General features: G+C 45.1%; 18 protein-coding genes and 1 riboswitch. Of the genes, 10 read left to right on the forward strand and 8 right to left on the reverse strand.

From position 1 onward, the window contains the following. Nucleotides 1–12: 12 nt before the first annotated feature. The 5 genes from GFS24_RS12450 (at nucleotide 13) to GFS24_RS12470 (ending at nucleotide 10,376) form a co-directional block, all read left to right on the forward strand. Nucleotides 13–1,062: a FecR family protein gene (locus tag GFS24_RS12450; RefSeq protein ID WP_153659881.1), complete on the forward strand. Its 1,050-nt coding sequence runs from the start codon at nucleotides 13–15 to the stop codon at nucleotides 1,060–1,062. 271 nt (nucleotides 1,063–1,333) lie between these two features. After that, complete coding sequence (locus tag GFS24_RS12455) at nucleotides 1,334–4,717, forward strand: TonB-dependent receptor (protein ID WP_173003059.1); 3,384 nt, start codon at nucleotides 1,334–1,336, stop codon at nucleotides 4,715–4,717. Between the two features lie 12 nt (nucleotides 4,718–4,729). Further along, nucleotides 4,730–6,475 (forward strand): RagB/SusD family nutrient uptake outer membrane protein, encoded by a 1,746-nt coding sequence (locus tag GFS24_RS12460; RefSeq protein ID WP_153659883.1) that lies wholly within the window; start codon nucleotides 4,730–4,732, stop codon nucleotides 6,473–6,475. Between the two features lie 85 nt (nucleotides 6,476–6,560). Continuing rightward, nucleotides 6,561–9,380 carry a hypothetical protein gene (locus tag GFS24_RS12465; protein WP_153659884.1) on the forward strand — a complete coding sequence of 940 codons (2,820 nt, stop codon included), beginning with the start codon at nucleotides 6,561–6,563 and terminating at the stop codon, nucleotides 9,378–9,380. A gap of 9 nt (nucleotides 9,381–9,389) precedes the next feature. Then, on the forward strand, nucleotides 9,390–10,376 hold the full coding sequence (locus tag GFS24_RS12470) for an alpha-L-fucosidase (protein WP_153659885.1): 987 nt from the start codon (nucleotides 9,390–9,392) through the stop codon (nucleotides 10,374–10,376). A gap of 15 nt (nucleotides 10,377–10,391) precedes the next feature. Here the strand turns inward: GFS24_RS12470 and GFS24_RS12475 are convergent, their stop codons facing one another. Together GFS24_RS12475 and GFS24_RS12480 are read right to left on the reverse strand one after the other, a co-directional pair. Beyond that, entirely contained in the window at nucleotides 10,392–11,168 is a 777-nt protein-coding gene (locus tag GFS24_RS12475) for an alpha/beta hydrolase-fold protein (RefSeq protein WP_153659886.1), read from the reverse strand. Nucleotides 11,169–11,177: 9 nt separating this feature from the next. Next, nucleotides 11,178–11,966, reverse strand: coding sequence for a hypothetical protein (locus GFS24_RS12480; RefSeq protein ID WP_153659887.1), 789 nt, complete (start codon nucleotides 11,964–11,966; stop codon nucleotides 11,178–11,180). 174 nt (nucleotides 11,967–12,140) lie between these two features. Here GFS24_RS12480 and GFS24_RS12485 point away from each other — a divergent pair, with 174 nt between their 5' ends. After that, nucleotides 12,141–12,758 (forward strand): DUF4142 domain-containing protein, encoded by a 618-nt coding sequence (locus tag GFS24_RS12485; protein ID WP_153659888.1) that lies wholly within the window; start codon nucleotides 12,141–12,143, stop codon nucleotides 12,756–12,758. An 8-nt stretch (nucleotides 12,759–12,766) separates the two neighbouring features. Further along, a riboswitch (TPP riboswitch) is annotated at nucleotides 12,767–12,859 on the forward strand. 31 nt (nucleotides 12,860–12,890) lie between these two features. Here GFS24_RS12485 and GFS24_RS12490 read toward each other — a convergent pair. From GFS24_RS12490 to GFS24_RS12500, 3 genes are read right to left on the reverse strand one after another with little or no spacing between them, the layout of a single operon-like run. Beyond that, a complete protein-coding gene (locus tag GFS24_RS12490; RefSeq protein WP_153659889.1) occupies nucleotides 12,891–13,523 on the reverse strand; it encodes a TMF family protein in 633 nt (210 codons plus the stop codon). A 49-nt stretch (nucleotides 13,524–13,572) separates the two neighbouring features. After that, complete coding sequence (locus GFS24_RS12495; protein WP_153659890.1) at nucleotides 13,573–14,364, reverse strand: O-methyltransferase; 792 nt, start codon at nucleotides 14,362–14,364, stop codon at nucleotides 13,573–13,575. Nucleotide 14,365: 1 nt separating this feature from the next. Then, nucleotides 14,366–15,103 (reverse strand): glycosyltransferase family 2 protein, encoded by a 738-nt coding sequence (locus GFS24_RS12500; RefSeq protein ID WP_153659891.1) that lies wholly within the window; start codon nucleotides 15,101–15,103, stop codon nucleotides 14,366–14,368. Nucleotides 15,104–15,272: 169 nt separating this feature from the next. Here GFS24_RS12500 and GFS24_RS12505 point away from each other — a divergent pair, with 169 nt between their 5' ends. The 3 genes from GFS24_RS12505 to GFS24_RS12515 all read left to right on the forward strand — a co-directional run bounded on the left by GFS24_RS12505 (nucleotide 15,273) and on the right by GFS24_RS12515 (nucleotide 18,436). Further along, nucleotides 15,273–16,493, forward strand: a complete 1,221-nt coding sequence (locus tag GFS24_RS12505) for a hypothetical protein (protein WP_153659892.1) — start codon at nucleotides 15,273–15,275, stop codon at nucleotides 16,491–16,493. A gap of 110 nt (nucleotides 16,494–16,603) precedes the next feature. Continuing rightward, nucleotides 16,604–17,554 (forward strand): hydrogen peroxide-inducible genes activator, encoded by a 951-nt coding sequence (locus GFS24_RS12510; RefSeq protein WP_153659893.1) that lies wholly within the window; start codon nucleotides 16,604–16,606, stop codon nucleotides 17,552–17,554. A gap of 117 nt (nucleotides 17,555–17,671) precedes the next feature. Beyond that, nucleotides 17,672–18,436, forward strand: coding sequence for a hypothetical protein (locus GFS24_RS12515; protein WP_153659894.1), 765 nt, complete (start codon nucleotides 17,672–17,674; stop codon nucleotides 18,434–18,436). Nucleotides 18,437–18,503: 67 nt separating this feature from the next. Here GFS24_RS12515 and GFS24_RS12520 read toward each other — a convergent pair whose 3' ends face one another. Both GFS24_RS12520 and GFS24_RS12525 read right to left on the reverse strand, forming a co-directional pair. After that, complete coding sequence (locus tag GFS24_RS12520; protein ID WP_153659895.1) at nucleotides 18,504–20,630, reverse strand: carboxy terminal-processing peptidase; 2,127 nt, start codon at nucleotides 20,628–20,630, stop codon at nucleotides 18,504–18,506. A 227-nt stretch (nucleotides 20,631–20,857) separates the two neighbouring features. Next, nucleotides 20,858–22,045, reverse strand: a complete 1,188-nt coding sequence (locus tag GFS24_RS12525; protein WP_153659896.1) for a sorbosone dehydrogenase family protein — start codon at nucleotides 22,043–22,045, stop codon at nucleotides 20,858–20,860. A 117-nt stretch (nucleotides 22,046–22,162) separates the two neighbouring features. Between GFS24_RS12525 and GFS24_RS12530 the strand changes: the two genes are divergently transcribed. After that, a complete protein-coding gene (locus tag GFS24_RS12530) occupies nucleotides 22,163–23,419 on the forward strand; it encodes an MFS transporter (protein ID WP_153659897.1) in 1,257 nt (418 codons plus the stop codon). A gap of 4 nt (nucleotides 23,420–23,423) precedes the next feature. Here the strand turns inward: GFS24_RS12530 and GFS24_RS12535 are convergent, their stop codons facing one another. Next, the gene (locus tag GFS24_RS12535; RefSeq protein WP_153659898.1) at nucleotides 23,424–23,915 is read right to left on the reverse strand and encodes a YkgJ family cysteine cluster protein; all 492 of its coding nucleotides are present in this window, start codon (nucleotides 23,913–23,915) and stop codon (nucleotides 23,424–23,426) included. Nucleotides 23,916–23,955 lie beyond the last annotated feature (40 nt).

Consider the following 23,955-nt stretch of genomic DNA (forward strand, 5'->3'; position numbering starts at 1 on the left):
GCACATCCGCTAATGAATGATGCCAGACTTTTTGTTTTACTGGGAAAAAAACTGAGCAAAGAAGCCACGGAGGAAGAACTTTCTGAACTGGAAGAACTGATCAGGCGGGAATCTGTTCAGCCTTATACATTAGAGCTATTGCAGGAGATCTGGCTGAAAAAAGCTGCTGAAGATGAATTGCATATGGAGGAACGTTGGGATAGCGCTGCCAGGAGATTGCATATAGTGCATGAAACAGCTGCACCCTCCCGGAAATGGTTCATCATACGCAGGCTGGCTGTAGCAGCTGCCATAACAGGCGCTGTAGCTACAGCATGGTTCGGCTTCCGGAATTATAACACCCCTTCTCCCCTGGTGGCTGTTACAGAAGTACAGGACTCTATCATAACAGTAAAGAACGGAGAAAGGAAACGTTTTGTATTGCCGGACGGAACACAGGTAAACCTGAACAGTGGCAGCCAGTTAAGGTTCCATAAAGGTTTTGGTGTAAAGGACCGGGAGATCTGGCTGAACGGGGAAGCTTTCTTTGATGTATCCAAAGATGCCGCACATCCTTTCCATGTATATACTGACCGCATGACGGTAAGAGTGCTGGGAACGGCTTTCAATGTAAAGTCTTATAACACCATGGAAGATATTGAAACCACGGTTGTATCAGGCAAAGTAGAAGTAAGCCTGAAGGAAAGTAAGGAAAAGAAAGTGATCCTCCTGCCAAATGAAAAGATCTCACTCAAGAATAACATATTCACAAAATCAGATCAACCAATTTCAAATATCAAATATGAAGTGCAAACAGTAAAAGCAGCCAACAATGAAACCATACCAGAAGAAGCAGTGTGGGTAAAGGAAAAGCTGGCTTTTACAAATGAATCTTTTGACATCGTTGCATTAAAAATGGAAAGATGGCACAATGTAAAGTTCTACTTCGCAAATGAAAAACTAAAAGACCTCCGCCTGAATGGCGACTTTGACAACGTAAGCATAGAAGAAACAATGCACATACTGCAAATGATGGTGCACTTTAAATACGAAATGACAGGGAACAATATATATATCAGGTAATCTCTTGTTTTAAGCCCAACCACGTAATTCTACAATAAACCAAAATCGCCATTTATGGAACACCACGGTCCTTAGTGCAGTAAATTCTATGAAAGGGGAAGAGGTGGAGCTCCTCCCCATGAATAGCTAACAATTTCTGGAACTGGTTTGAGCAGGGCAATTAGCCCTGCTTAGGCCACTGTTATTAACTTTTCAACTCAAATCTATGAAAAAATGCAGGTTTAAGCTGCAGAAAATTTCCACGCAGTCGGTATTAAAGTTGCTTTTGATTATGAAAATAGCTTTTCTATTCATCGTCATACCTTTTTTACATGTATCCGCCATGGGGTATGGACAGGATAAGTTCTCTCTAAAGCTGGAGCAGGTGGATGCGGCAAAGGTGCTGCTCAATATCCAGCAGAAAAGTGACTACCGCTTCTTCTTTTTGCAGGATGACATTAAAAAACTCGGAAAGATCGATATCAACGTTACCGATGCTACGGTGCAGGAGATCCTGCAACAGGTGCTGGGCAACGTTCTTGCCTACAAGATCCTCAACAGGAACCTTGTAGTGATCTCCCCCAACGCCTCTGCACTGGCAGATAAGATAGAGGTGCATGGCAAGATCCTGGACGAAGCTGGCGCCCCGCTCATTGGCGTAACCGTAAAGGTAAAAGGCCAGAGCATAGGGGTAGTGACCAAAGTGGATGGTTCTTTCTCCCTTGCAGTGGATGAAAAAGTGACCCTGGAGATCAGTTTCATGGGCTTTGAGCCGCTGGAAATTCCGGTGAACGGGAAAAGTGAACTGGGCAATATTGTGTTAAAAGCATCTACATCGGGGTTAAACGAAGTGGTGGTGGTAGGATATGGTACCCAGAAAAAGGTGAACCTTACAGGTGCTATTGGAACCATTAAACCATCAGAGATCGGCAATATCCCTGCTTCCAATCTGTCCAATCTGCTGGCTGGCCGTGCTGCGGGAGTGACCGTAGTGGGCAGTACCGGTTTGGCAGGCGCCTCCTCTTCTATCCGCATGCGTGGAAGTTTTGCGGACCCTTTGTATGTGATCAACGGGATCATCAAAGGCAAGGCTGATTTTGATGCCCTGGATGCGAGTGAGGTAGAAAGTATCAACTTCCTGAAGGATGCTGCTACAGCGTCTGTTTATGGCTCTAAAGCAGGCAATGGCGTGGTACTGGTGGTTACCAAAACCGGTACCGTACAGAAACCTACCTTTGAATACAAAGGCTCCTATTCTACTTCAAGGCCCACAAAACCCATACAGAGCTATACCGCCACAGAGGAGATCGAATTCAATAACCAGGTGGATGTAACACTGGGAAATCCTAAGCGTTATGGCCAGGAGATCTATGATTATTTTAAAGACAAGAGTTATTCTATTAACGATTATATCTGGCAGAACCCCACTGTACAACAACATAACCTGGCAGTGAGAGGTGGTACAGAAACATTGTCCTATTATTTATCACTCGGTTATCATGATGAAGAAGGTTCTTACAAGAATTTGAACTTCGGCAGGTACAACTTCCGTTCTGATGTAACCGCCAGGATCTCCAAGCGGTTTAAGATCAATGTGAACCTTAGTGGCAACCAACGTAATTATCATCGCTGGTACTGGCCTTATGATGGTGCGGAAGACTTTAATGTGGGAGACTTTTACAGGGCCACTTTTAACTGGACACGCTTATATCCTTTTTATGTAGATGATGCCGGTAACCCCACCACCAATACCAATGAAAATCCCGTAGTACCTGGTGCATGGCATCCGGTAGAACTGATGCTCAACAGTGGCGGATACCGTGATATCAAGAAACGTACACTGGATGGTATCATTCGCCTGGACCTTGATCTGGCTGATATCACAGAGGGATTAAGTACCAGCTTTCAGGCACATTATAACGGATATGATCAGAATATGAAATCCTTTGTTGTACATAACAAAGCCTACATTTTCCAGCCTGCAGCCGGTACCAATAAATTTGTTCCGGGGCCGATCGATCCTACTAAGATCAATCTCCATAACCTGAGTGCTAATTATCCTAATATCCAGCATGATGTTAACTTCTACAATTCTTACCAGATCAACTGGAACCTGAAATACGAAAGAACATTCGGGAAACATGCTGTTTCTGCATTAGCGGTATATGAACAAGGCAAGGACAATGGCAACAACCTCACCGGCCGTGCAGATCAGTTACTAACCACCGCTATTGACCAGATCTATAATGCATCTCAGGATGCCAGCAGAAGATGGTTCACGGGTAATGAAACCATGACAGCAAGGGCTTCCTGGATAGGCCGCGCCAATTATATCTATAACGAAAAATACATTGCTGAATTTTCCTTCCGCTATGATGGGAACTACAAATTTGCACCAGGCCACAGATGGGGTTTCTTCCCTTCTGTATCTGCAGCATGGCGCATCTCGGAAGAAAATTTCATAAAGGCCAATACACCCTGGCTGAGCAACCTGAAGCTGAGAGGTTCCTATGGTACTTCCGGAAATGATGACGTGAACGCTTTCTACTGGAGCCAGACATATGCGAAGAACACTGGTTATGTTTTTGGTACAACACTGAATGATGGGATCGCACCCGGCCCCATGCCCAATCCTATCGTTACCTGGTCTACTTCAAACATGCTCGATATTGGGCTGGATTACGGATTCCTTGGCAACAGGCTGACTGGTGAGATCGATTTCTTCACAAGAAAGCAATGGGACATTCTCGGCACCAGAGATGGTTCAACCCCCTCTACATTGGGCGCCACCCCTCCTTCATTAAACTACGCACAACGTTCCTGGAAAGGATTTGAGATATCTGCCGGATGGTCTGACAGGATCGGGGAACTCTCCTACTCCATATATGGCAATGTTGGTTATGCCAAAGATAAATGGGACCTCTTTGATGAAGCGGAGGCGCTCCATAATGGTACTTATAAAGACAACTGGAGAAGTATACTGGGGCAACCTAACGACAGAGTGTACGGCCTCATTTCAAAAGGCATCATCAGATCGCAGGCAGACCTGGATAAACTTCCCGCAGGTTTTACACAATATGGCCGTATTCCCAAACCTGGTTATTTGCTGTTTGAAGATATCCGTGGCGCTAACTTTTCAGAAGGACCGGATGGTAAGATCGATGATAATGACATGACCTACCTTTCCACCAATGGCTCCCCAAGAATGAACTATGGTGTTGGCTTCAGATTAGAGTGGAAAGGCATTGGATTAAACGCACACTTCCAGGGTGTAGGCGCTTATGACAGGATGATCAGCACCCGTAACGGTGGTGGCGTATTCCAGAACGACAGACCTTACTTTGAAATATGGGCCAGGGATTACTGGACACCTGAAAACCCTGACGCTAAATATCCCCGGGTTTCCGGAGAGTTCCAGGTAGCAGATGTAGGTGGCGGAGCTTCTTCCTTCTGGTTAAGGAACGGCGCTTACCTGCGTTTAAAGAACCTGGACCTCACCTATACGCTTCCTAAAAAATGGCTGAGCAGGATCGGTGTTACCAATGTGCAGTTATTCACTAATGCTGCCAACCTGTTCTACATATCAGGATTGAAAGAACATGATCCGGAACAGCTCACACTGGACTCTTATCCACTGATGAAAACCTTTACCGGAGGGGCGTATATTAACTTCTAAACTATGACGATAATGAAAACGATACAATATATCAGTTACCTGTTTTTATTTATCCTGCTTTCCGCCTGCGGTAAGGTAATAGATAAAGTAGAGGACCTGGGGAATTATCCGGCTGCCGGAACATTTGATGATCCTCTCACATCCGCCGCATTCCTGAGTAATGTGTATGCCAGCACTTTCACAAGTGGATGGCCCTATTCCCTGGCCGGCACTGCAGATGAAGGCGGTGGCATCCTGGGTGATGGATGGATCACCACGGATAATGATGTTATGAAATTCTGGCCTTATGTGGCTGTCAGGAAAGCGAACATCCTGTTGAAGGAACTCCCCGCCGGGAAACTGGCTGCGGAAATAAAAGATCCAATGATAGGACAGGCAAAATTTCTGCGGGCCTACCTGTATTTTAAAATGGTTTACTATTACGGTGGCGTACCTATCATCCAGGTACCACAGGAATTAACAGATGACCTGAAGGTGACACGGAATACTACCGCAGAATGTTTTGACTTTATTCTTAAAGATCTGGATGAAGCTGCTGCATTAGTACCTCCTAAATACACAGGTAATGACCGTGGCAAGATTGACCAGGCCTGCGTATTAGCACTAAAAGGAAAAGTATTGCTCTATAAAGCATCGCCACAATTCAACCCTGCTAATCCATATGATAATGCCAACTGGGCAACTGCCTATACTGCCAACAAAGCAGCCAAGGATTTCCTGGATGTGAATGGCTATGGCCTGCTGGATGATTTTTCCAAACTCTTTGAAACAAAAGGGCACAAAGAAAATATCTTATCTGTCATATATGTGAATCCTGCAAAAACAAATGGCCGCGGAGAAGATGGTGTGCGCCCTTTGTCTGAATCTAAAAATGCAACTGGCTACGATCAGCCCACCTGGGGAATGGCGGAAGCTTTCACCATGAAGGATGGCAGGAAACCAGGCGATCCGGCTTCTGCCTATGCTTACAATGTGCAAACATTCTGGCAGAACAGGGACCCTCGTTTTGATGCTACCATGGTATGGAACGGCAGTATATATGAATTAAGCGGTATCAAAGGCCGCCGTCAATATACCATGTCTGCCATCGCCAAATCAATGGATGCTTTTGGCCTCAGTGTGCAGGGCGAGAACCATTACCGTACCGGTTTATATACCCGGAAAGGTATTATGGAAGAATTGCCTTCCACACAGGTAACACTGAATGATGTAGACTGGCCGGAGATGAGGTATGCAGAAGTTTTATTCAACTATGCAGAAGCCGCCAACGAAACAGGCAAACCAGCTGAAGCATTACAGGTACTGAAAGACATCCGGAAACGCGCCGGTATTGAAATAGGAGGTGATGGCATGTATGGATTAAAAACAGGCATGACGCGTGTTGAAATGCGCCAGGCCATCCTGGATGAAAAACGTGTTGAATTCATGTTTGAAGGACAACGTTTCTGGGACCTTCGCCGTCACCGCATGTTGAATGTACTGAATGGTGCGCGCAAATACGGTATCATGGCCACTAAAGTAAATGGTCTTACCTACGACCAGGTTACGGCTACGGAAGTTGGCAAAGCCAATCGTTTTGAACTGCAGCCGCAGGACTTCACCTATGAAGTGGTGGAACTGATCACAAACGGTCCGAAACAAATGGTGATGCCGGATAAGTATTACTTCTTCCCTATTCAATTATCAAACATTAATCAGAACCCGAACCTCAAACAGAATAAAGATTGGGGCGGGGATTTTGATCCAACATTACATTAAGCAATCCGCCGGCCTGGCTTTTGAACTAATCCAGGCCGGCATTGTTTCTTAACCCAGGGATGCTACTCTTTTTAAATTTATACATGTGAAAATCAGAACCACGTTCCTATTGCTGGTAACAGCAGCTACAGTAAAAGCACAATCTATCAACGTAGCGGGTCTTCCGTTATACGACAAAGCCGCCTTGCAAAGCAAGGAAGACTGGCTGCTGGCTACCACTGCCCGCAAATCTGCCATTTACAAAACACCGGAAGGATATATGGCCCTCAGTAACGGGCTTATCACACGCACCTTTGCTTTGGATCCTAACGGCGCTACCATAGGCCTGGATAATCTTGTAACCAATGAAGCACTGGTGCGTGCAGTTTCGCCGGAAGCAGTGTTATGGATCAACGGGCATGAGATCAAAGCAGGTGGTTTAACCGGCCAGCCTATCGGGAATTATTTATTACCGAAGTGGATCCCTGAAATGAAAGCAGATCCTTTAAGCCTGAAACTCACTTCCTATATCACTGCTCCCATCAAAGCAAGATTTGAATGGAACCGCCGTACGGCATGGGCGCCACAGCAATTGCCCTGGCCACCTAAAGGTTTGGAAGTAACTTTTACTTATAAGGCAGATGCAGCTATTGTGAAGAATTCTCAAAACCTGCTGGCTTCAGATGTGAACAGGAAAGTATTGTTCTCTGATAATTTCCTGGGTCTTTCTCCTAAATGGGATATCATAAAAGGAGCTGCTTCACAGAATGCCTCCTTCAACAATGAAGGCAAAGCAGGCGAAATGCTCACACCCGCCAACTCCGTGATATTTGCGGAACAGGCTTTATCTCCGGAAACACAGGTGATCATTTGTAAACTGAATAGCGGAACGGATGAAAGCAATGGTTATGGTGCAGGCATTGCATTGCAATTCCCGGATGGGCAATCATCCAAATTTCATCTGGCCCCCGGTGCAAAACGATTCCGTGTATTCCATGATAACAAGAGCGCAAACTTTGAAGGATATGATCCGGGGAAGTCTTATTTCCTTCGCATAATATTCCTTTCAGGAAAGATGGCCTGCAGCATTTCTGAAGATGGGAAAACCTATACCACCCTCACGGAATTACCCATTACTGCCATGCCTACACATGTAAGGATCGGCAAAACGGATGCACAGGGTGGCAGATCAGAACGTGGAGAAGCTGGTGCAAGAGGTCGCAGTAAAATTGAAGCGGTGTTGTTATTAGGTGCTCCGGAAGCCGTACAGCAGGACCTTCAGTTCCTTGCAGGTTTAACCGTCAAAGTGCATTACGAAATATATGACGGCATTCCCCTGCTCAGCAAATGGGTGAGTGTGGAAAATAACAGCAAAGAACAGATCATCATTAATAATATTAAAAGTGAACACCTGGCAGTGATAGAAGCAGAAAGTGCGGTGGAACATAAACAACGCTGGGAGATGCCGCCGATCCTGGCAGAGAGTGATTTCGCTTTCGGCTCTATGTCCAGCAACGCTGCGCAAAATGCCTGCATCGACTGGCAAACGGATCCTTCTTACATCACACAGGTGAACTACAATTTAAAAACACCCACCGTATTGGTATGTATGCCTAAAACAGGCATGGGGCAGGAAGTGGCAGCAGGTGCATCTACTGAAAGCCCGCGCATCTGGGAGTTGATCTTTGATAGTTACGACCGGGAAAGAAGAGGCCTCAGCCAGAAGAAATTGTACCGCACTATTGCACCATGGATAACAGAGAACCCCATCATCATGCATGTTAGCAGTGCAGCAGACGAACCTGTAAAAAGCGCTATCGATCAATCTGCGGCAGTAGGATTTGAAATGGTGATCATGACCTTTGGCAGTGGTTTCAATCTTGAAGACACCACACAGCAGAACCTGCAACGCATGAAGCAGCTGAAGCAATATGCCGCATCCAAAGGTGTGGCGCTGGGTGGATATTCGCTGCTGGCCAGTCGTTCTATCAATAAAGAAAACGATGTGGTGATGCCGGAAGGTATGAAACCGGCATTCGGTAATTCTCCCTGCCTGCAAAGTGAATGGGGGCAAAACTATTTTAAAAAGCTCTACAACTTTTATGAAGCTACCGGGCAGGACCTGCTGGAACATGATGGTTCTTATCCGGGCGATGTTTGTGCATCCACTACACATCCGGGGCACAGGGGTCTTGAAGATTCCCGGTGGAAGCAATACAGGACCATTCAGCAATTTTATCAATGGTGCAGGGGAAAAGGTATCTACCTCAACATTCCCGACTGGTATTTCTTAAGTGGCGGCACCAAAGTAGCGATGGGATATAGAGAAACCAACTGGTCCCTCCCAAGGGAACAACAGGAGATCATTGAACGCCAGAATATCTATGACGGCACCTGGGAAAAAACACCTTCCATGGGCTGGATGTTTGTGCCGCTCGTACAATACCACGGTGGCGGCCCCGCAGCTACCATTGAACCGCTGAAAGAACATCTCCCCCATTATGAGCAACGCCTGGCCAACCTCTTCGGTGCAGGTGTACAAGCCTGTTATCGCGGGCCACGGTTATACGATGCACCTGAAACAAAAGTGCTGGTGAAGAAATGGGTAGACTTTTACAAGAAGTACAGGCGTGTACTGGATGGAGATATTATCCACCTCCGCCGCCCGGATGGAAGAGATTATGATGGTATCCTGCACATAGACCCGCAAGGAAAAGATAAGGGCCTTATTATGCTCTATAATCCTTTAACGGAACCTATCACCCGGAACATTGAAGTAGACCTTTACTATACCGGCTTGAAAGATCAGGCAAGTATGACGGGAGAGAATGGCATTACAAAAAAGGTATCCTTAAAAGGAACAAAGCTCAATCTAAAAGTAACCATCCCTGCCAACAGCCAGCAATGGTTTGCGCTGGGGCAATAATTCAATTTCATGATACGAACGATATTATTATTCTTACTCATCAGCACACAGGGATACGCACAGAGCCGTATTCCTCCTGAAAGGGCAGGCAATACAGATTGGTTTCAAAAAGCAGGCTGGGGTGTTTTTGTGCATTACCTCCATAAAGTGCAATGCGCAGGCCAGCGCATTACGACTATGGATGGAGACAGTACAGACTGGAATAAATGTGTGAATGAATTTGATACAGAAAAATTTGCAGAACAGATAAAGTCCACCGGTGCTGCGTATGTTATATTCACCATGCAGCAACGCACCCGCCATCTGATAGCACCCAATAAAACGTATGATAAGATAACCGGCTATAAACCCGGAGAGGCCTGTTCTAAAAGAGACCTTGTGGAAGACCTTTACACATCCCTCCATAAACGCGGCATTAAACTGATGCTGTATTGGACGGGAGATGGCCCCCGTGATGATGAGAAAGCTGCAAAGGCCATGGGTTATACAGAAAAAGTATCCACACAATATGTGCAACATTGGGCGGATGTGGTAGCAGAATATGGCGAAAGATATAAAGGGAAAGTAGCTGGTTGGTGGGTAGATGGTTGTTATGATTACATCGGCTACAATAAAGAAAAATGGGCGATCATGGCCAAAGCTCTTCGTGCGGGAAACAGCAAAAGGATCATTGCATTGAACAATCCTAAAATGACGTCTTCCAATTCTTCCACACCGGATGATGATTACACAACAGGAGAACAGAATAAATTCGGCGAAGTTCCTTTATCCAGATGGCGGGATGGTGTACAGTGGCATATCTTATCTTACCTGGGCAATGACTGGTGTTCACCGGGTTTACGTTATAATCCGGGATTTATGGCAGACTACATCCGGAAATGTAACCTGGCAGGTGGCGTGGTAACGATGGATGTATGTTTATTCAGAGATGGAACCATTGAAACTTCTCACCTGGAAACGTTGAGAGGAATTAACAGAAGATTAAAGGCCCTTTAACTAAGGGCCTTTTTACTATTTCCGTTTAAAAGAAAACATCCAGGATAACAGGTCCGGTTCTGCAAAGGCATTATCCCAGCTATTGTGCCCTACGCCGGGATACTCTGTATACAGCACCCTGCATCCTGCCATTTTTAATCTCTTATAATAATCCTGAGAGAATTTTGTGGGTACTGTTTTATCCTCTGCGCCATGAAAGATCCACACTGCAGTACCATCTGCAAAACGGGTGGCATATTCTTCATTACCTGCGCCGCAGATAGGAAATGCTGCAGCAAAGCGGTTCGGATAACGGGCCAGCATATCAAATGTACCAATGCCCCCCATAGATAATCCGCCCACATATATTCTCCTGTAGTCCACACTACCGGAATGCAGCAGGCTATCCATTAACTGGTGCAGCAATCCGGCAGGCACTGTAGGTATGGTATCTGCAATGAATTTCACACCTCCCCAACCCACACTATCTTTATTAAATTGCATCACTGCCCAGCTGCTGTTCTTTGCGCATTGCGGAAACACTACAATGGCTGGATATTCTTTACGCAATGAATCATTCAGGAATAATTTACTGCCATGTTTAAGCTGCGAAATATTATCATTCCCTCTTTCTCCGGCACCATGCATCACTAAGATCAGCGGATATTCCGTACCGGGTTTATAATCCACGGGCATCAAAATACGATAAGGCAAAGTATCACTGCCACGTACAAACGTACGGGCTTCAAAAGCCGCCTGACTGTATCCCAGGAAAGGCAGTGTGCATAAAAGGAATAAAAGCGCGTATTTCATGCTATTAAATTACGGATTAGGTTTTGATTTACCTGCATGGAGCCAATAGTATCCTTTCTCCTGGCTGAAGGCCATCAGGCTTGTACTGGCCCTCGTATCAATGTGTATCTCAGAAAAACTGCGCTGGTATTGCAGTGCAAAATAAACGGCGCCCTGTGTGGGTTCGTCTGTATCTTCATAATTCAACCGCACTTCCCTCGTCTTCCCTATTTTGAAACCTTTGAAGCTGCCTTTATAGTATTCTTCTCTTTCCAGGACCTTTAATCCACTTTCATCAAAGTGATAATAGAACTCTCCGCCATACATGGCCACATCGCTGGGCTGGAGTGCAGGCAGCAACCAGATGGTGATTGTTTTATCAGGGTGATACCGGATGAACTTATTCATCTTCACATATGATTTGCCCAGGATCACACCCGCTTCCCGGTAGGCTACACTAATAGCCCGTGAAACGGCTACCAGCATCACAGAATCTATGGGATCAGACACCACATCTATCGTATCATTTGTATTTAAGCGGTAATGCAGTACCTGGTCATATTTACCATCTTTGAATTTACCATACACACCGTTCCACAGGCTGTCTTCTGCTTTATAGCAGAACCATTCCCTTCCAATGCGGGCCAATTCCTCATAAGTAGCTTCGGTGACCAGTTCAGACATGCGCCAGGCAATGCTGTCGTACTCCCGCATCCATTGTGCGGTTTCCAGCTTTTCAGAAAAAGATCTTGTATTATTCTTCTGGGCCTGAACGGTTTGCGCTATTAGCAACACGGCTAACAGTAACCAGGATTTCATAGGATATAGGTTTTTCTGTAATAAATATATGGAATTTTATTAATTCGTGTATACTATTCGCTCAGTTCGGGCACTCAATTCCACAACGCTGCTTCATAAAAAGCTGTTTAATAGGCATTTATAGCAATGGCACAATCTTTTCAATACTATCCATGAACAGAAAAACCTAAACAAATGAAACAGATCAAGCAATACTTATTACCGCTGGCAATTGGCGGCGTGATGGCATGTAACAGCGGTACCACCAAAACAACGGATGATACATCTACAGTAGGGAATGAAGACATAACAGCAGTGGATACCGGTATGACAAAGGGTATGGCACAGGACCTGAACAAGGATAAATTCTCCGATGATTCCCTCCGGGATGATGCGGGGTTTGTAACAAAAGCAGCGGAAGACGGCATGTACGAAGTGAGGTTAAGCGCTGATGCACAGACCAAAACAGCTAATGCAGGTGTAAAAAAACTGGCAGCTCATATGCAGCAGGCACATGAAAAGGCCAATAAACAACTGATGGAATTAGCTGCTAAGAAAAGCATTACAGTACCTACTGTGATTGCTCAGGGTAAAGTGGATGATATCAACAGGTTACTGGAAAAAAGTGGTAATGATTTTGACAAAGCTTTTGTAGAAGAGTTGTCGGACAAACATGAAAAAGCCATCAGGTTATTTGAAGATGCATCTAAAGATGTAAAGGACGAAGAATTAAAAGCATGGTTTTCCAAAACCCTTCCGGAATTGAGGAATCACCTGGAAATGGTGAAGAAGGAACAGGCTAAATTGAAATAATTACGCAGCTTCTTATTAGAGGGTGGCCTCAAAGCCTGAGATTACACCTTTTGTACCTGCTCTGGATAATCCCAGCGAAGGAATTGAGAAGCATCGCGTATAAAGCTCCGGTCTGTAAGGGCCGGAGTTTTTTTATTTCTTTTTTTCCAGTGCATTGATCTTCTTTTCCTGCTCCTCTACTTTTTTATTCAGATCGATGATATAAAGCGTGAGCTCTTCTATTTTCTGCAACAGTTTAGTTTGGTTATCTCCTACATCCAGTCCTTCCTGCTGCATTGTTGTGGCTGGTTGAATACCGGGTAAGTGACGATGTTCTTTTACGTACTTTCCCAATGCAGGCAAAGACATCAGGCTGTATGTGGAATCAAATACAAAGTCGGCTCCTGTTGTGTTCACTACCACTTTATCCGCCCTGATCTTTCCGGCAACATCTAATTTATAGGTGGCATTGGCTTGTGTGATTTTGCCGATCAGCACATTTCCGTTATCGGAATTGATGAAGAACGCTGCCCCTCCCCATACGCCATCGGCCTTCCTCCATCCACCAATAGCAAAGTCCCGCTTGAAATAGGTTAAAGTATAAGCGTCAGGAAGAGAACTGGAAACCCAGCCGCCGGTAACATAACTTCCCCTGCCAATCATTCCTATATAATCGGTAGGTCCTTCCTGCACGGTTATTTGCTGAGTTGTTACCGGTGTAAGAGTCTGGGCATTTGTGTTGCAAAAAAGGAAACAACACAAGAAAAGGGATAGGATCTTTTTCATGGTATAATGAGTTAACTGTTAATAGGAGACCTAAAATAAAGAATCCCTTTTAAAACTTCAACGTAAAATGCTGTTTTTCCTTAAACCCTTCCCGCAGAAAAATAAGGCCAATAAAGAAGAGATCAATAGATAAGGTAGTAGCAGGATGCCCTTTGATAGTTTCCCAGGCACGTTCCATCCCATCCGTCCAATGTACATCATCAAAGATCAGTACGGCGGAAGGTTTTACTTTTTTGATACACTCCAGGTAGTATTGTACAGTGGGGTCTTCCCGGTGATTGCCGTCAATGTATATTAAGTCTGGCGGAGGGATTTCGTTCAATAACTGAGGCAATACGGTATCAAAATTCCCGATATGCTGCTGAATGTTCTTTAAACCTAAGGTTTCGAAGTTCTTAGCAGCGCGGGCTGCAATATTGGGGCAGCCTTCTATTGTATGCACCTTTGCCCCTGCAGTGGCCATATAAGCGGTAGAAAGGCCCATAGAGGTACCCAGTTCCAGCACGGTAACCGCATTAAAGCGTTTAACCAACCTGTGAAACAATTGCCCGAATTTGGGCGGTTTAGCAGCATGCCGTACAATATCCCTGATCTTGCGGGTATTGGTAGCGCCCATTAAGGAACCGGCCCCCAGGTCTGTTACCTCGATCACATCCTGGCTTTGCAGTAATTGCCGCCGCAGCGCTTCAATAGACGCATATTCAGGACGGGGTTTGCGGTCATAAAGCACTTCATCCAGTAACGCATAAGCGAACGGAGAATGCAAACCATGCCGGTTACCTGCCGTAAAGCGGTACCGGATATATTTCCTGGCTAATGCAACCTGGTGCTGTAAACTCAAATTAATAGATTTTTGCCTTGATCAGCCCCCATTTATGCAGGCGGTGTTGCACGGAAACCCGCAATACACCTAATCCATATATGCTGCTGCGCTTGAAATTGATGCTGGAAGCACCTTCAAAATATTTGGTAGGACAAGTTACTTCTGCAATATCATACCCTTTCATAAACACCTGGGACACCATTTCATTGTCGAAAACGAAATCATCGTTATTCGCCATATAATTGATATTCCGGAGCACTTCCGCAGAAAATGCCCTATATCCCGTATGATACTCACTTAATTTCTGGCCCAGCAGGATATTCTGGGTAAGGGTGAGCATCCGGTTAAAGATATACTTATACATAGGCATACCACCCTTGAGGGCTCCTTTGCCCAGGATACGCGAACCGAATACGGCCGGGTATACATCATTGGCAATGATGCTGCTCATGGCAAGAATAAGCTTTGGTGTATACTGATAATCAGGATGTACCATGATCACGATATCTGCCCCCAGCTCCAATGCCTTATTATAACAGGATTTTTGGTTCCCGCCATAACCCTTGTTGGCATCATGGCGTACAATGTGCCGGATGCCTAATTTACGACCTACATCCACCGTGTCATCCTTACTGGCATCATCCACCAGCACCACTTCATCCACTACATCCATTGGTATTTCGAGATAGGTCTTTTCAAGGGTGAGTGCAGCATTATAAGCTGGCAACACTACCACTACCTTTTTATTATTGAGCATGAATCAAGGGTGATTTAGGCTGCAAAGGTATAAAAATACTCCTAATGCATAAGTAGCTATATACAATTCTTACTTTTATGCAGTAGAATTAATTCTTATCTTTGTGGCTTGGCGATTTTTTGGCATTATATTTTCTTAAGGTTTTCTTAATTTAAAAGGACATTCAAGCATGCTGAAGCTAATTAGATGGATGATGCCATTGTTGATGACAGGACTAGTGACATTGAAGGTATCTGCCCAGGTAGACCCGGAAAAGAAAGCCGAGGTTAAAACGGCGGATACCACACTCAAGAAGATCCTGGACGATCTTCAAAGGGTGGCAGACAGTGATAAACAGAATTCCCAGGCTATTGAATCATTATCAAGAGGCCGGGAATTCGACAATATCACTAAGTACAACCTGGTCAAGAACAACCTCATCCAGGCATCCGAAACCTACTATTTGTTGAACAAAAAGATCATTGACCTGAAATCCAGGACCACTACCAGTAACCTGGATGTGTTCATTACCTCCCTCAACAACCCGGAGAGTAAGGAATTAGGGTTCTCCCTGAGCGACCGTGTAGTGGAACTGGTGGAAAAGATCATCCTCAAAGGCAAATCTGATAAGAATGAACGGAATACCAAACTGGTAGAATCCACTAAGTCCATTATCAATAGCCCTATCTTTAAAAGTTTTACTTCCCTCACCCCTCCCCTGGCCATCGCCAGCTCCGTGATGGGCTTCCTGCACAGCGTAAGCCAAAGCAATAAGGCTATCAATCATAAACTGCTCCAGGAATTTGAGAAGGAACTGAACAAGTACGTGATCTATTACACCGCCCTGAATGATGCCAACCAGAAGTTTGAATTTGGGTTGAATTTCAATAAGGACCAGCTTTCTCTGCTGCAGGACAATATGTATGATCACCTGGCTTTCACTGCCAACGTGCTCAAAATGCCATTGCCCGCCCGCGGTAATAAAACCATTGCAGAATCTTTGAACGATTACTTCATTGATTTCAAGAAAGAAAAAGTAATAGACTACTTCGCCAAACTGGAAGAGAAATATACAAAGGGAAAAAAGATAGACTATGAAAGTTTGCTGAATGATAATATGAACCTGAAAGAGGCCAACAACCAGCTGGAAGACCTCATTCTGCAAACTAAACGTTTCGAGAACCTTTATAATGAGTATTTCAGCCTGCTGGACTCTTATTATACCAAAGTGAACCATTCTCTCCGCCTGGCACAGGATAATTCCCTGGCTGACAGAGCGATCGTAGAGGCCAAACAAAATGAATTCCGCCAGCTGAAAAATGAAGCGGTACAGGAGATCCAGTCTTCTATCAATATGCGGGAACTCACTATCAACGTAGAAAAAGTGAAATACCGTTACAGGATATTCTAAATCTTACACAACATAAAGGAAAGCGGATCGGAAACGGTCCGCTTTTTTTAATCACATTTTACACACCCGGCCCCACCCAATCCCCTTTTAATGCCTAATTTTGCCCCATTATGACCACAGTACAACTCGAATATGTAGTGGCGGTAGACACCTACCGGAGTTTTGTGACAGCCGCAGACAAATGTTTTGTAACACAACCTACGCTCAGCATGCAGATCCAGAAACTGGAAGATGAACTGGGTGTGAAGATATTTGACCGGAGCAAGCTTCCGGTAGTACCCACAGAAATAGGCATGGCCGTTATAGCCCAGGGGCGGGTGATCCTGAAAGAAAGTGCCCGCATCCGGGAGATCATTGCAGATCAGAAGAAAGAGATCCAGGGTACGCTTAAAGTAGGCATCATTCCTACATTGGCGCCATACCTGCTACCCCGTGTGCTCACTTCTTTCATGAAGAAATACCCGAAGGTGAAACTGGAAGTATGGGAATACTCTACAGAACAGATCATCACCTTACTGAAACAGGAACAGCTGGATTGCGGCCTCCTGGCCACCCCGCTGCATAATACACACCTGGAAGAACATCCTTTGTTCTATGAAACGTTTGTGGTGTTCACCGCCAAAAGCAACAAGCTCTCCGATAAAAAGGTGATCCTGCCGGAAGACCTGGATACCAAAGACATCTGGCTGCTTAATGAAGGCCACTGCATGCGCAACCAGGTGCTCAATATCTGCCGGGATAAATTCAGCATGGGAGAATTCAGGAACCTGGAATATAATACCGGCAGTGTGGAAACACTCAAACGCATGGTAGAGCTCAATGAAGGTTACACCATCCTGCCGGAACTATCCTTGCAGGACCTGAGCGCCAAACAAATGAACATGGTGCGCTTTTTTAAGACGCCTGAGCCCGTTAGGGAGATCAGTCTTGTCACACACCGCTATTTCATTAAACAAGGCGTAATAGAGGCCTTTAAGAAAGAGATCCTGGCAAATGTACCGGAGAAGATGAAGGTGAAGAAAACGAAGAAGGTGATAGATATTGTGATAGATAAAAAGTAATATCAGTTTCAGGTAATAAAGTGTTTGTAAAACGGATAAAGTGTTAGTGTTTTTTGGCCCTGCTCCCAAAGAAAGAAAGTAGTTTTGTGGTAAGATTTGTTAACCTAAATAAGTACAATGTATACTTACGATAGTATTTATGAGCCAAAGCAATTAAAATATGATGTAGCACAAAATATAAAGGATGATGTGGTTAGATACATTTTCATCAGTAAGGGAGAAAGAAATATATTGAAAGTGATTGATTATTCTTTTATGGAAGAGTTGAACGGAAAGAAGCTTTTCAACTTTGGGTTTGGGAATTATGATTTCGAAACAGATATAATAGAAGATATTGAGCTGTCAAATAACGGAGACACATATAAGGTATTTAATACTGTTCTGAGTACAGTTCCGCTTTTCTTTGAAATACATAGCAATGCTATTATAATGATTGAAGGAAGCGACAGTGGCCCCGAATTTCTTGATAAGTGCCGTGCTAATTGCAGAAAAAACTGTGCAGATATCTGCAAAAATGCGAATAGAAGAATAAATATCTATAGAGGATATGTAAACAAACATTATGATACATTAAAAATGGATTATACTTTCTACGGTGGATTAGATAGCACTGATAACAAACCAACACTGATCGATTATATGCCGGATCACAAACAGGAATCAATTATTCTCATGAAAAATAAAAACCAACATAGTATGAAAGTCGAAGAGAATCAAACCCAGGAGGTGATGGAACCAACTTCAGCCGAAGAAATGATTGCATTGTTCCTGGAAAGGAGAAAACAAAACCCGGACGTAGACCTCTTTGCCAAACAAAATGCGAGAATGAGGGAGAAAATAAAAGGCCTTGTACTACCTGATCACCTCAGATTGGATCTATAATTCAAGGCATTAAAAAAGGGGTAACCGGAACATATTCCAATTACCCCTTTTTTATAATTCAATAAGTTTAGTTCTCCTTATTCTTCGCATCCGTGTAGTTGTTCTTCAACTTCGGATAAGATTGCAGGATCAGGTCGTTCATCACATTCACCGCTTCGCTCAGATAAGCGTCTTTCGTACGGGCCTTTAACCAGTCTTTATTACGCGCTAACTTCACGGTATCAGTACCCATCTTGGTGAGGTCTACTTTCAGGCTGTTAATGTTCAGGGCCTGCACTTTATCATTCACCGCATCATAACGTTTCAGCGCTGCTGCATTCTTCTTCTGATCTGCTTTGTAAGAAGTCAGGTCCAGCGGATAAGTTTTCTGCTCTTCCAGTTTCTTCAGCGTAGCAATGTTATCGTTGATGATCTTGAATGCTTCGTTATTGGCTACACGTTTAGCGCTGTTCGCTTTCAGTGTTTTCACATCCACAGGGTCCTGCCATACAGTGTAGTCTGCCTTAGGGATCACATCCCATTTCAGGGCATCTTCATCTTTGCGCTCACCTACTTCATAATATGGAGAAGGCAATACAACATCAGATTCAACACCTTTCAACTGTGTGGAACCACCATCTGCACGATAGAACTTCTGTACCGTCAGTTTGATAGCGCCAAGGCTGCCACCAATATCTGTCCGTACAAAATTGTCCAGCTCCAGCAAACGCTGTACAGTGCCCTTACCAAAAGTAGAAGGGCTGCCAATGATCACCGCACGTTTGTAATCCTGCATGGCAGCTGCCATGATCTCAGAAGCAGAAGCGCTGAATTCGTTCACCATAATGGCAAGCGGACCATCGTACTGTACATTTTTATCGCGATCTTTTTGTTGTTGTGTTTCACCACCACGGGAACGTACCTGTACCATAGTTCCTTCCGGAACGAACAGGCCGGCCATTTTGATCACATCTGGCAGGGAACCGCCACCATTGAAACGGAGGTCCAGGATGATGCCATCCACTTTTTCTGCTTTCAGTTTTTTGATCTCTTCGGCTACGTCATCATAAGAGAAAGAACCCTGACGGTCGTTGAAGTCCGCATAGAACTCAGGCAGATAAATGTACCCGATCTTATGCTGACCGGTGATAACGGCAGACTTGGCAAAAGTATCGTCCAGTTTGATCTCATCACGCAGCAGGCTAACCACTTTGGTGGTACCGTCTACACTCTTCACCGTTAAACGCACTTCCGTTCCTTTATTACCACGGATCAGGGTTACTGCTTCATCCACGGCAAAACCGCCGATGTCTACAGGTTCCTGGTCTCCCTGTGCTACTTTCAGGATCACATCGTCTGCTTTCAGTTGCCCTTGTTTCCAGCTGGGGCTGCCTGTTACGATGCTCACGATCTTGATACGCCCTTCATCTTCTCTCAGCTGTGCGCCGATACCGAAGAACTTACCAGCCATCTGCTCCTGGAAAGCACGTTTCTCTACAGGAGGCATATAATCTGTATGGGGGTCCATCGTAGTGGTGATGGCATTTACATACATGGAGAAACGATCATCTTCTTTCATGCGGTTCTTCAACCGGTCAAAATAACGATCGTATACTTTTTTCACTTTGGCGCGGGCTTCTGCTTCCAGCGCTGCATCCGTTTTACCGGTCTTTTCTTTTTCGCGCTGTTCGATCAGGTCCGCATATTTTTCCAGTGTGCGTAACTTCAGTGATTTACGCCAGGCTTCTGTGCGGGCTGCTGCATCTGCAGGCCAGTCCATCGTTTCCGGATCTACCACGATAGTTTCCTTATTGGAAAAATCGAAAGGTTTATCCAGGATAACAGGATAGATAGCGGCTGCTTCGGTTATCCTTTGGCGGATGATCACGTTCGTTTTTGCAAACAGATCCAGCGGGGCGCCGTTCAGTTCGTCATCCACATGTGTTTCCAATGGTTTGAGCGCATCAATATCGCTCTTCATGAAGAATTTCTTCTCACCATCCAAACTCCGCATGTATTTCTTAAATACCTGTTTGGAGAAAGCATCGTCTATGGGTTTCGGCTGGTAATGCCCCTCTTTCAGGATCTGGCCTACGAGGGTCATAATAGCTTCATATCTTCCCGGCGGATCGTCTGTACCACCAATCTTTGCGAAGGCAAATATTCCTGCCGAGATGCTGATCAGCATGATCGGTACTATCACTTTCAATTTCATCTGATTCAATTACGAATTACCAATTACGAATTTCGAATGGTTGTTCGGTTCGTGTTTCTCTACCAAATATAAACTTATTCACGCAGCCCATAAGAGTTGCAAGGTGTTTTAACAAAATATTACTATCCAAATAGTTGCAAATATGATGCGTAAAACAATTACAAATTACCACTAATATGCCTCAATTCACCACTCGTAATTCGTAATAGATAATTCGTGGATCAATTTTACTTTACGAGTTTATAAACACCCGGCGTAACTACACCACCAGCTCCGGGAATAGTGACAAGCATGTAAAGCTCACCTGCCTGATCCTGGCCCCAGCTCAGCAACTGTAGGTTACCTTGTGGTTTATTTTCAATTTCGAGGTCTGAACGCTCCCATTTGTTGCCTTTTTGGGACAATATCCAGGTTTTACCATTGTAATCGCCGAAAACATATTTACCACTTAAAGCCGGAATAGCTTTACCACGGTAGATGTAACCGCCGGCAATACTGATACCCAGGTCATGGTCGTATTCATGAATGGGTTCTATCAGCCCTTTCTTATCAGCGCCTGCAGGAACATTGAAATCATGGTAGCCTTCTATGATGCGCCAGCCGTAGTTGCCGCCTCTTACAATGATATCCACTTCTTCATACTTGTTCTGCCCTACATCTCCGGCAAATAACCTGCCAGTAGGTTTATCAAATGAAAAACGCCATGCATTACGGAGGCCATATGCCCAGATCTCGCCACGGGCGCCTTCTTTATTCACAAAAGGATTGTCTTTAGGGATGCGGTAAGGGCTGCCGTTCACATCAATGCGGAGTATTTTCCCCAGCAATGTACCCAGGTCCTGGCCATTACCAATGGTGCCATGTTTATCTCCACCGCCGCCACCGTCGCCGGAAGAAATATAAAGGTATCCATCAGCGCCGAACATGATATCTCCGCCATTGTGGTTGGATTCCGGCTGATTGTATTCCAGTACTACTTTTTTAGTGTCGAAGCTCGCAGTGTTATCAGATGATTTAGCTGCTTTGAATTCAGCAATAACGGTCTTGTGGTTCAGGCCTTTACCGGCATTGGCCACCGGTGCGCTGTAATACAGGTAGAATTTGCCATTAGACTTATACTGCGGGTGAAAAGCCATGCCCAACAGGCCGCGCTCGTCATAAGCGGGGTTTACCTTCACCATGTCTGAACTTACATCAATAAAAGGGGTGGGAAGTAACTGGCCATTCTGAATTACCCATACTTTACCTTCTTTCTGAACAACGAACTGGCGGTTGGTACCATCTCCCGGAACAGCCATTGTTACGGGGGACTGTACTTTGTCCGTGATCAACTGGAGTTTAACTTTCTGGGTTTGTGCAATGCCCGACGAAAAGGGCAGCAAGGCACCCATTAATAATAACCTGACTAGCTTCATACGATTTGGAATTTTAAGAAGCTAAAAATAATCATCTCGCCCATACAAATGATAAAAAGTTGATTAGCGGGGATCGGTGATATGTTTTACTTTTGAGCAGCCATAAAAACTATCAGATTGGACGACGCCGCAACTAACAGAAACGATCCGTACGCATCGTTACGATTCAGAGAATTCAAGTTCTTCCTTGTAATCCGTTTTGCGCTGATCTTTGCGCTGGCCATGCAGTTTGCCATTATTGAGTGGAAAGTGTACATCCTTACCAACGACCCGCTGAACCTGGGCCTCATAGGCCTGGCGGAATTCGTACCCGCCTTTTGCCTGGCACTCTTTGCCGGCAATATTGTGGATAAAAAGGAGAAAAGAGGCATGGTGCTGAAGTGCATTTTCGGTTACCTGTTCATAGGAACCGGCCTGTTCTTCCTTACCTGGGACTATGTGATGGCCGGTGTGCCTAAAAATATGGTCCTGGGCCTGATCTATCTCCTGGTATTCTGCGGGGGCATCGTACGGGCCTTTACCAGCCCCTCCAATTTCACCCTTCTTTCCGTACTGGTTCCCAGGGAATTATATGCCAATGCCACTACCTGGAGCACTTCCGCCTGGCAGATCGGCGCCATAGCAGGCCCTGCACTGGGAGGTCTTTGCATTGCCTGGCTGGGCATCCACTGGTCTATGTTACTGGTACTGGCCTTTGTGCTGGTGGCCTTCTTCTGCATTCTTCAAATAACACCCAAACCCATCCATTATAAAGAAATTGGCGAAACCGTGAAACAACGGCTTACTTCCGGCCTGCGGTTCGTGTGGAAGACCAAGGTATTACTGAATGCCATGGCCCTGGATATGTTTGCCGTACTATTTGGCGGTTCTGTGGCCATGATCACTATCTACGCCAACGATATCCTGCATGTAGGGCCACAGGGCTTTGGGATGATGCGGGCAGCACCTGCCGTGGGTTCGTTCCTGATCCTTTTCACCCTGGCTTACAAGCCGATTGTTACCAAACCAGGCATCAAACTCCTGGCTTCCGTATTCGGGTTTGGACTGTGCATCATTATTTTCGGGCTGTCTAAGAATTTCGTGCTATCCCTGGCAGCTCTGTTCGGGAGCGGGTTATTGGACGGGGTAAGCGTGATCATCCGGCAAACCATCCTGCAATTGAAAACCCCGGATGATATGCGGGGCAGGGTATCTTCTGTAAGTTCCATATTTGTAGGCTCTTCTAATGAACTGGGTTCCTTTGAGAGCGGGGTGGCTGCTAAAATAATGGGCACCGTTACCTCTGTGGTATTTGGCGGATGCATGACCCTGGGGATCGTGATCACCACTTATATCATCTCTCCGGCCATGCGGAAGCTGGAACTGAAAGCCTGACGGCCTATTTCACGATCGTTTTCAACCTTTCCAGTACATAATATACAGCCGGGCAGATCACGGAGTTCAACATCGTGCTTTTGTCCCTTTTAAATAACTCATCACTATCCGTATAAGGATAGTTCCGGCAGTCATTGGGCCTTATATCGTAGATAGAGCAATGATTATCTTCACCGAGGAAAGCACAGGGGCTTCTTTTCACCACGTAATCCCCATCCTCATCCAATCTTAAGTAAGATTCGATAAAAACAGATTCCCGTAAGCCGAGATGTTTGGATACCCGCTTGATATCCGGTGTTTTAAACCGGGGGCTGATGGTTTTGCAGCAACCGGCGCATTGCAGGCAGTCTATTTTCGAAAAAGCTTCGTCATGCAGGTCCGGTAACTCGCGCAACGTTTCCTTTCCCTTTTTGGTCTGCATTTTCAGCAAAAGCTGTTTGTATGACTTTTGATTCTCTTTCGATTTTTTCTCCCATTCGGAGAGTAATTCAGACATCCTCTTATTTTCTGCAAAAGTAGATGAAAATTCCATGACA

Origin of the sequence: Chitinophaga sp. SYP-B3965 (assembly GCF_009647655.1) — a bacterium.
Lineage (GTDB): Bacteria > Bacteroidota > Bacteroidia > Chitinophagales > Chitinophagaceae > Chitinophaga.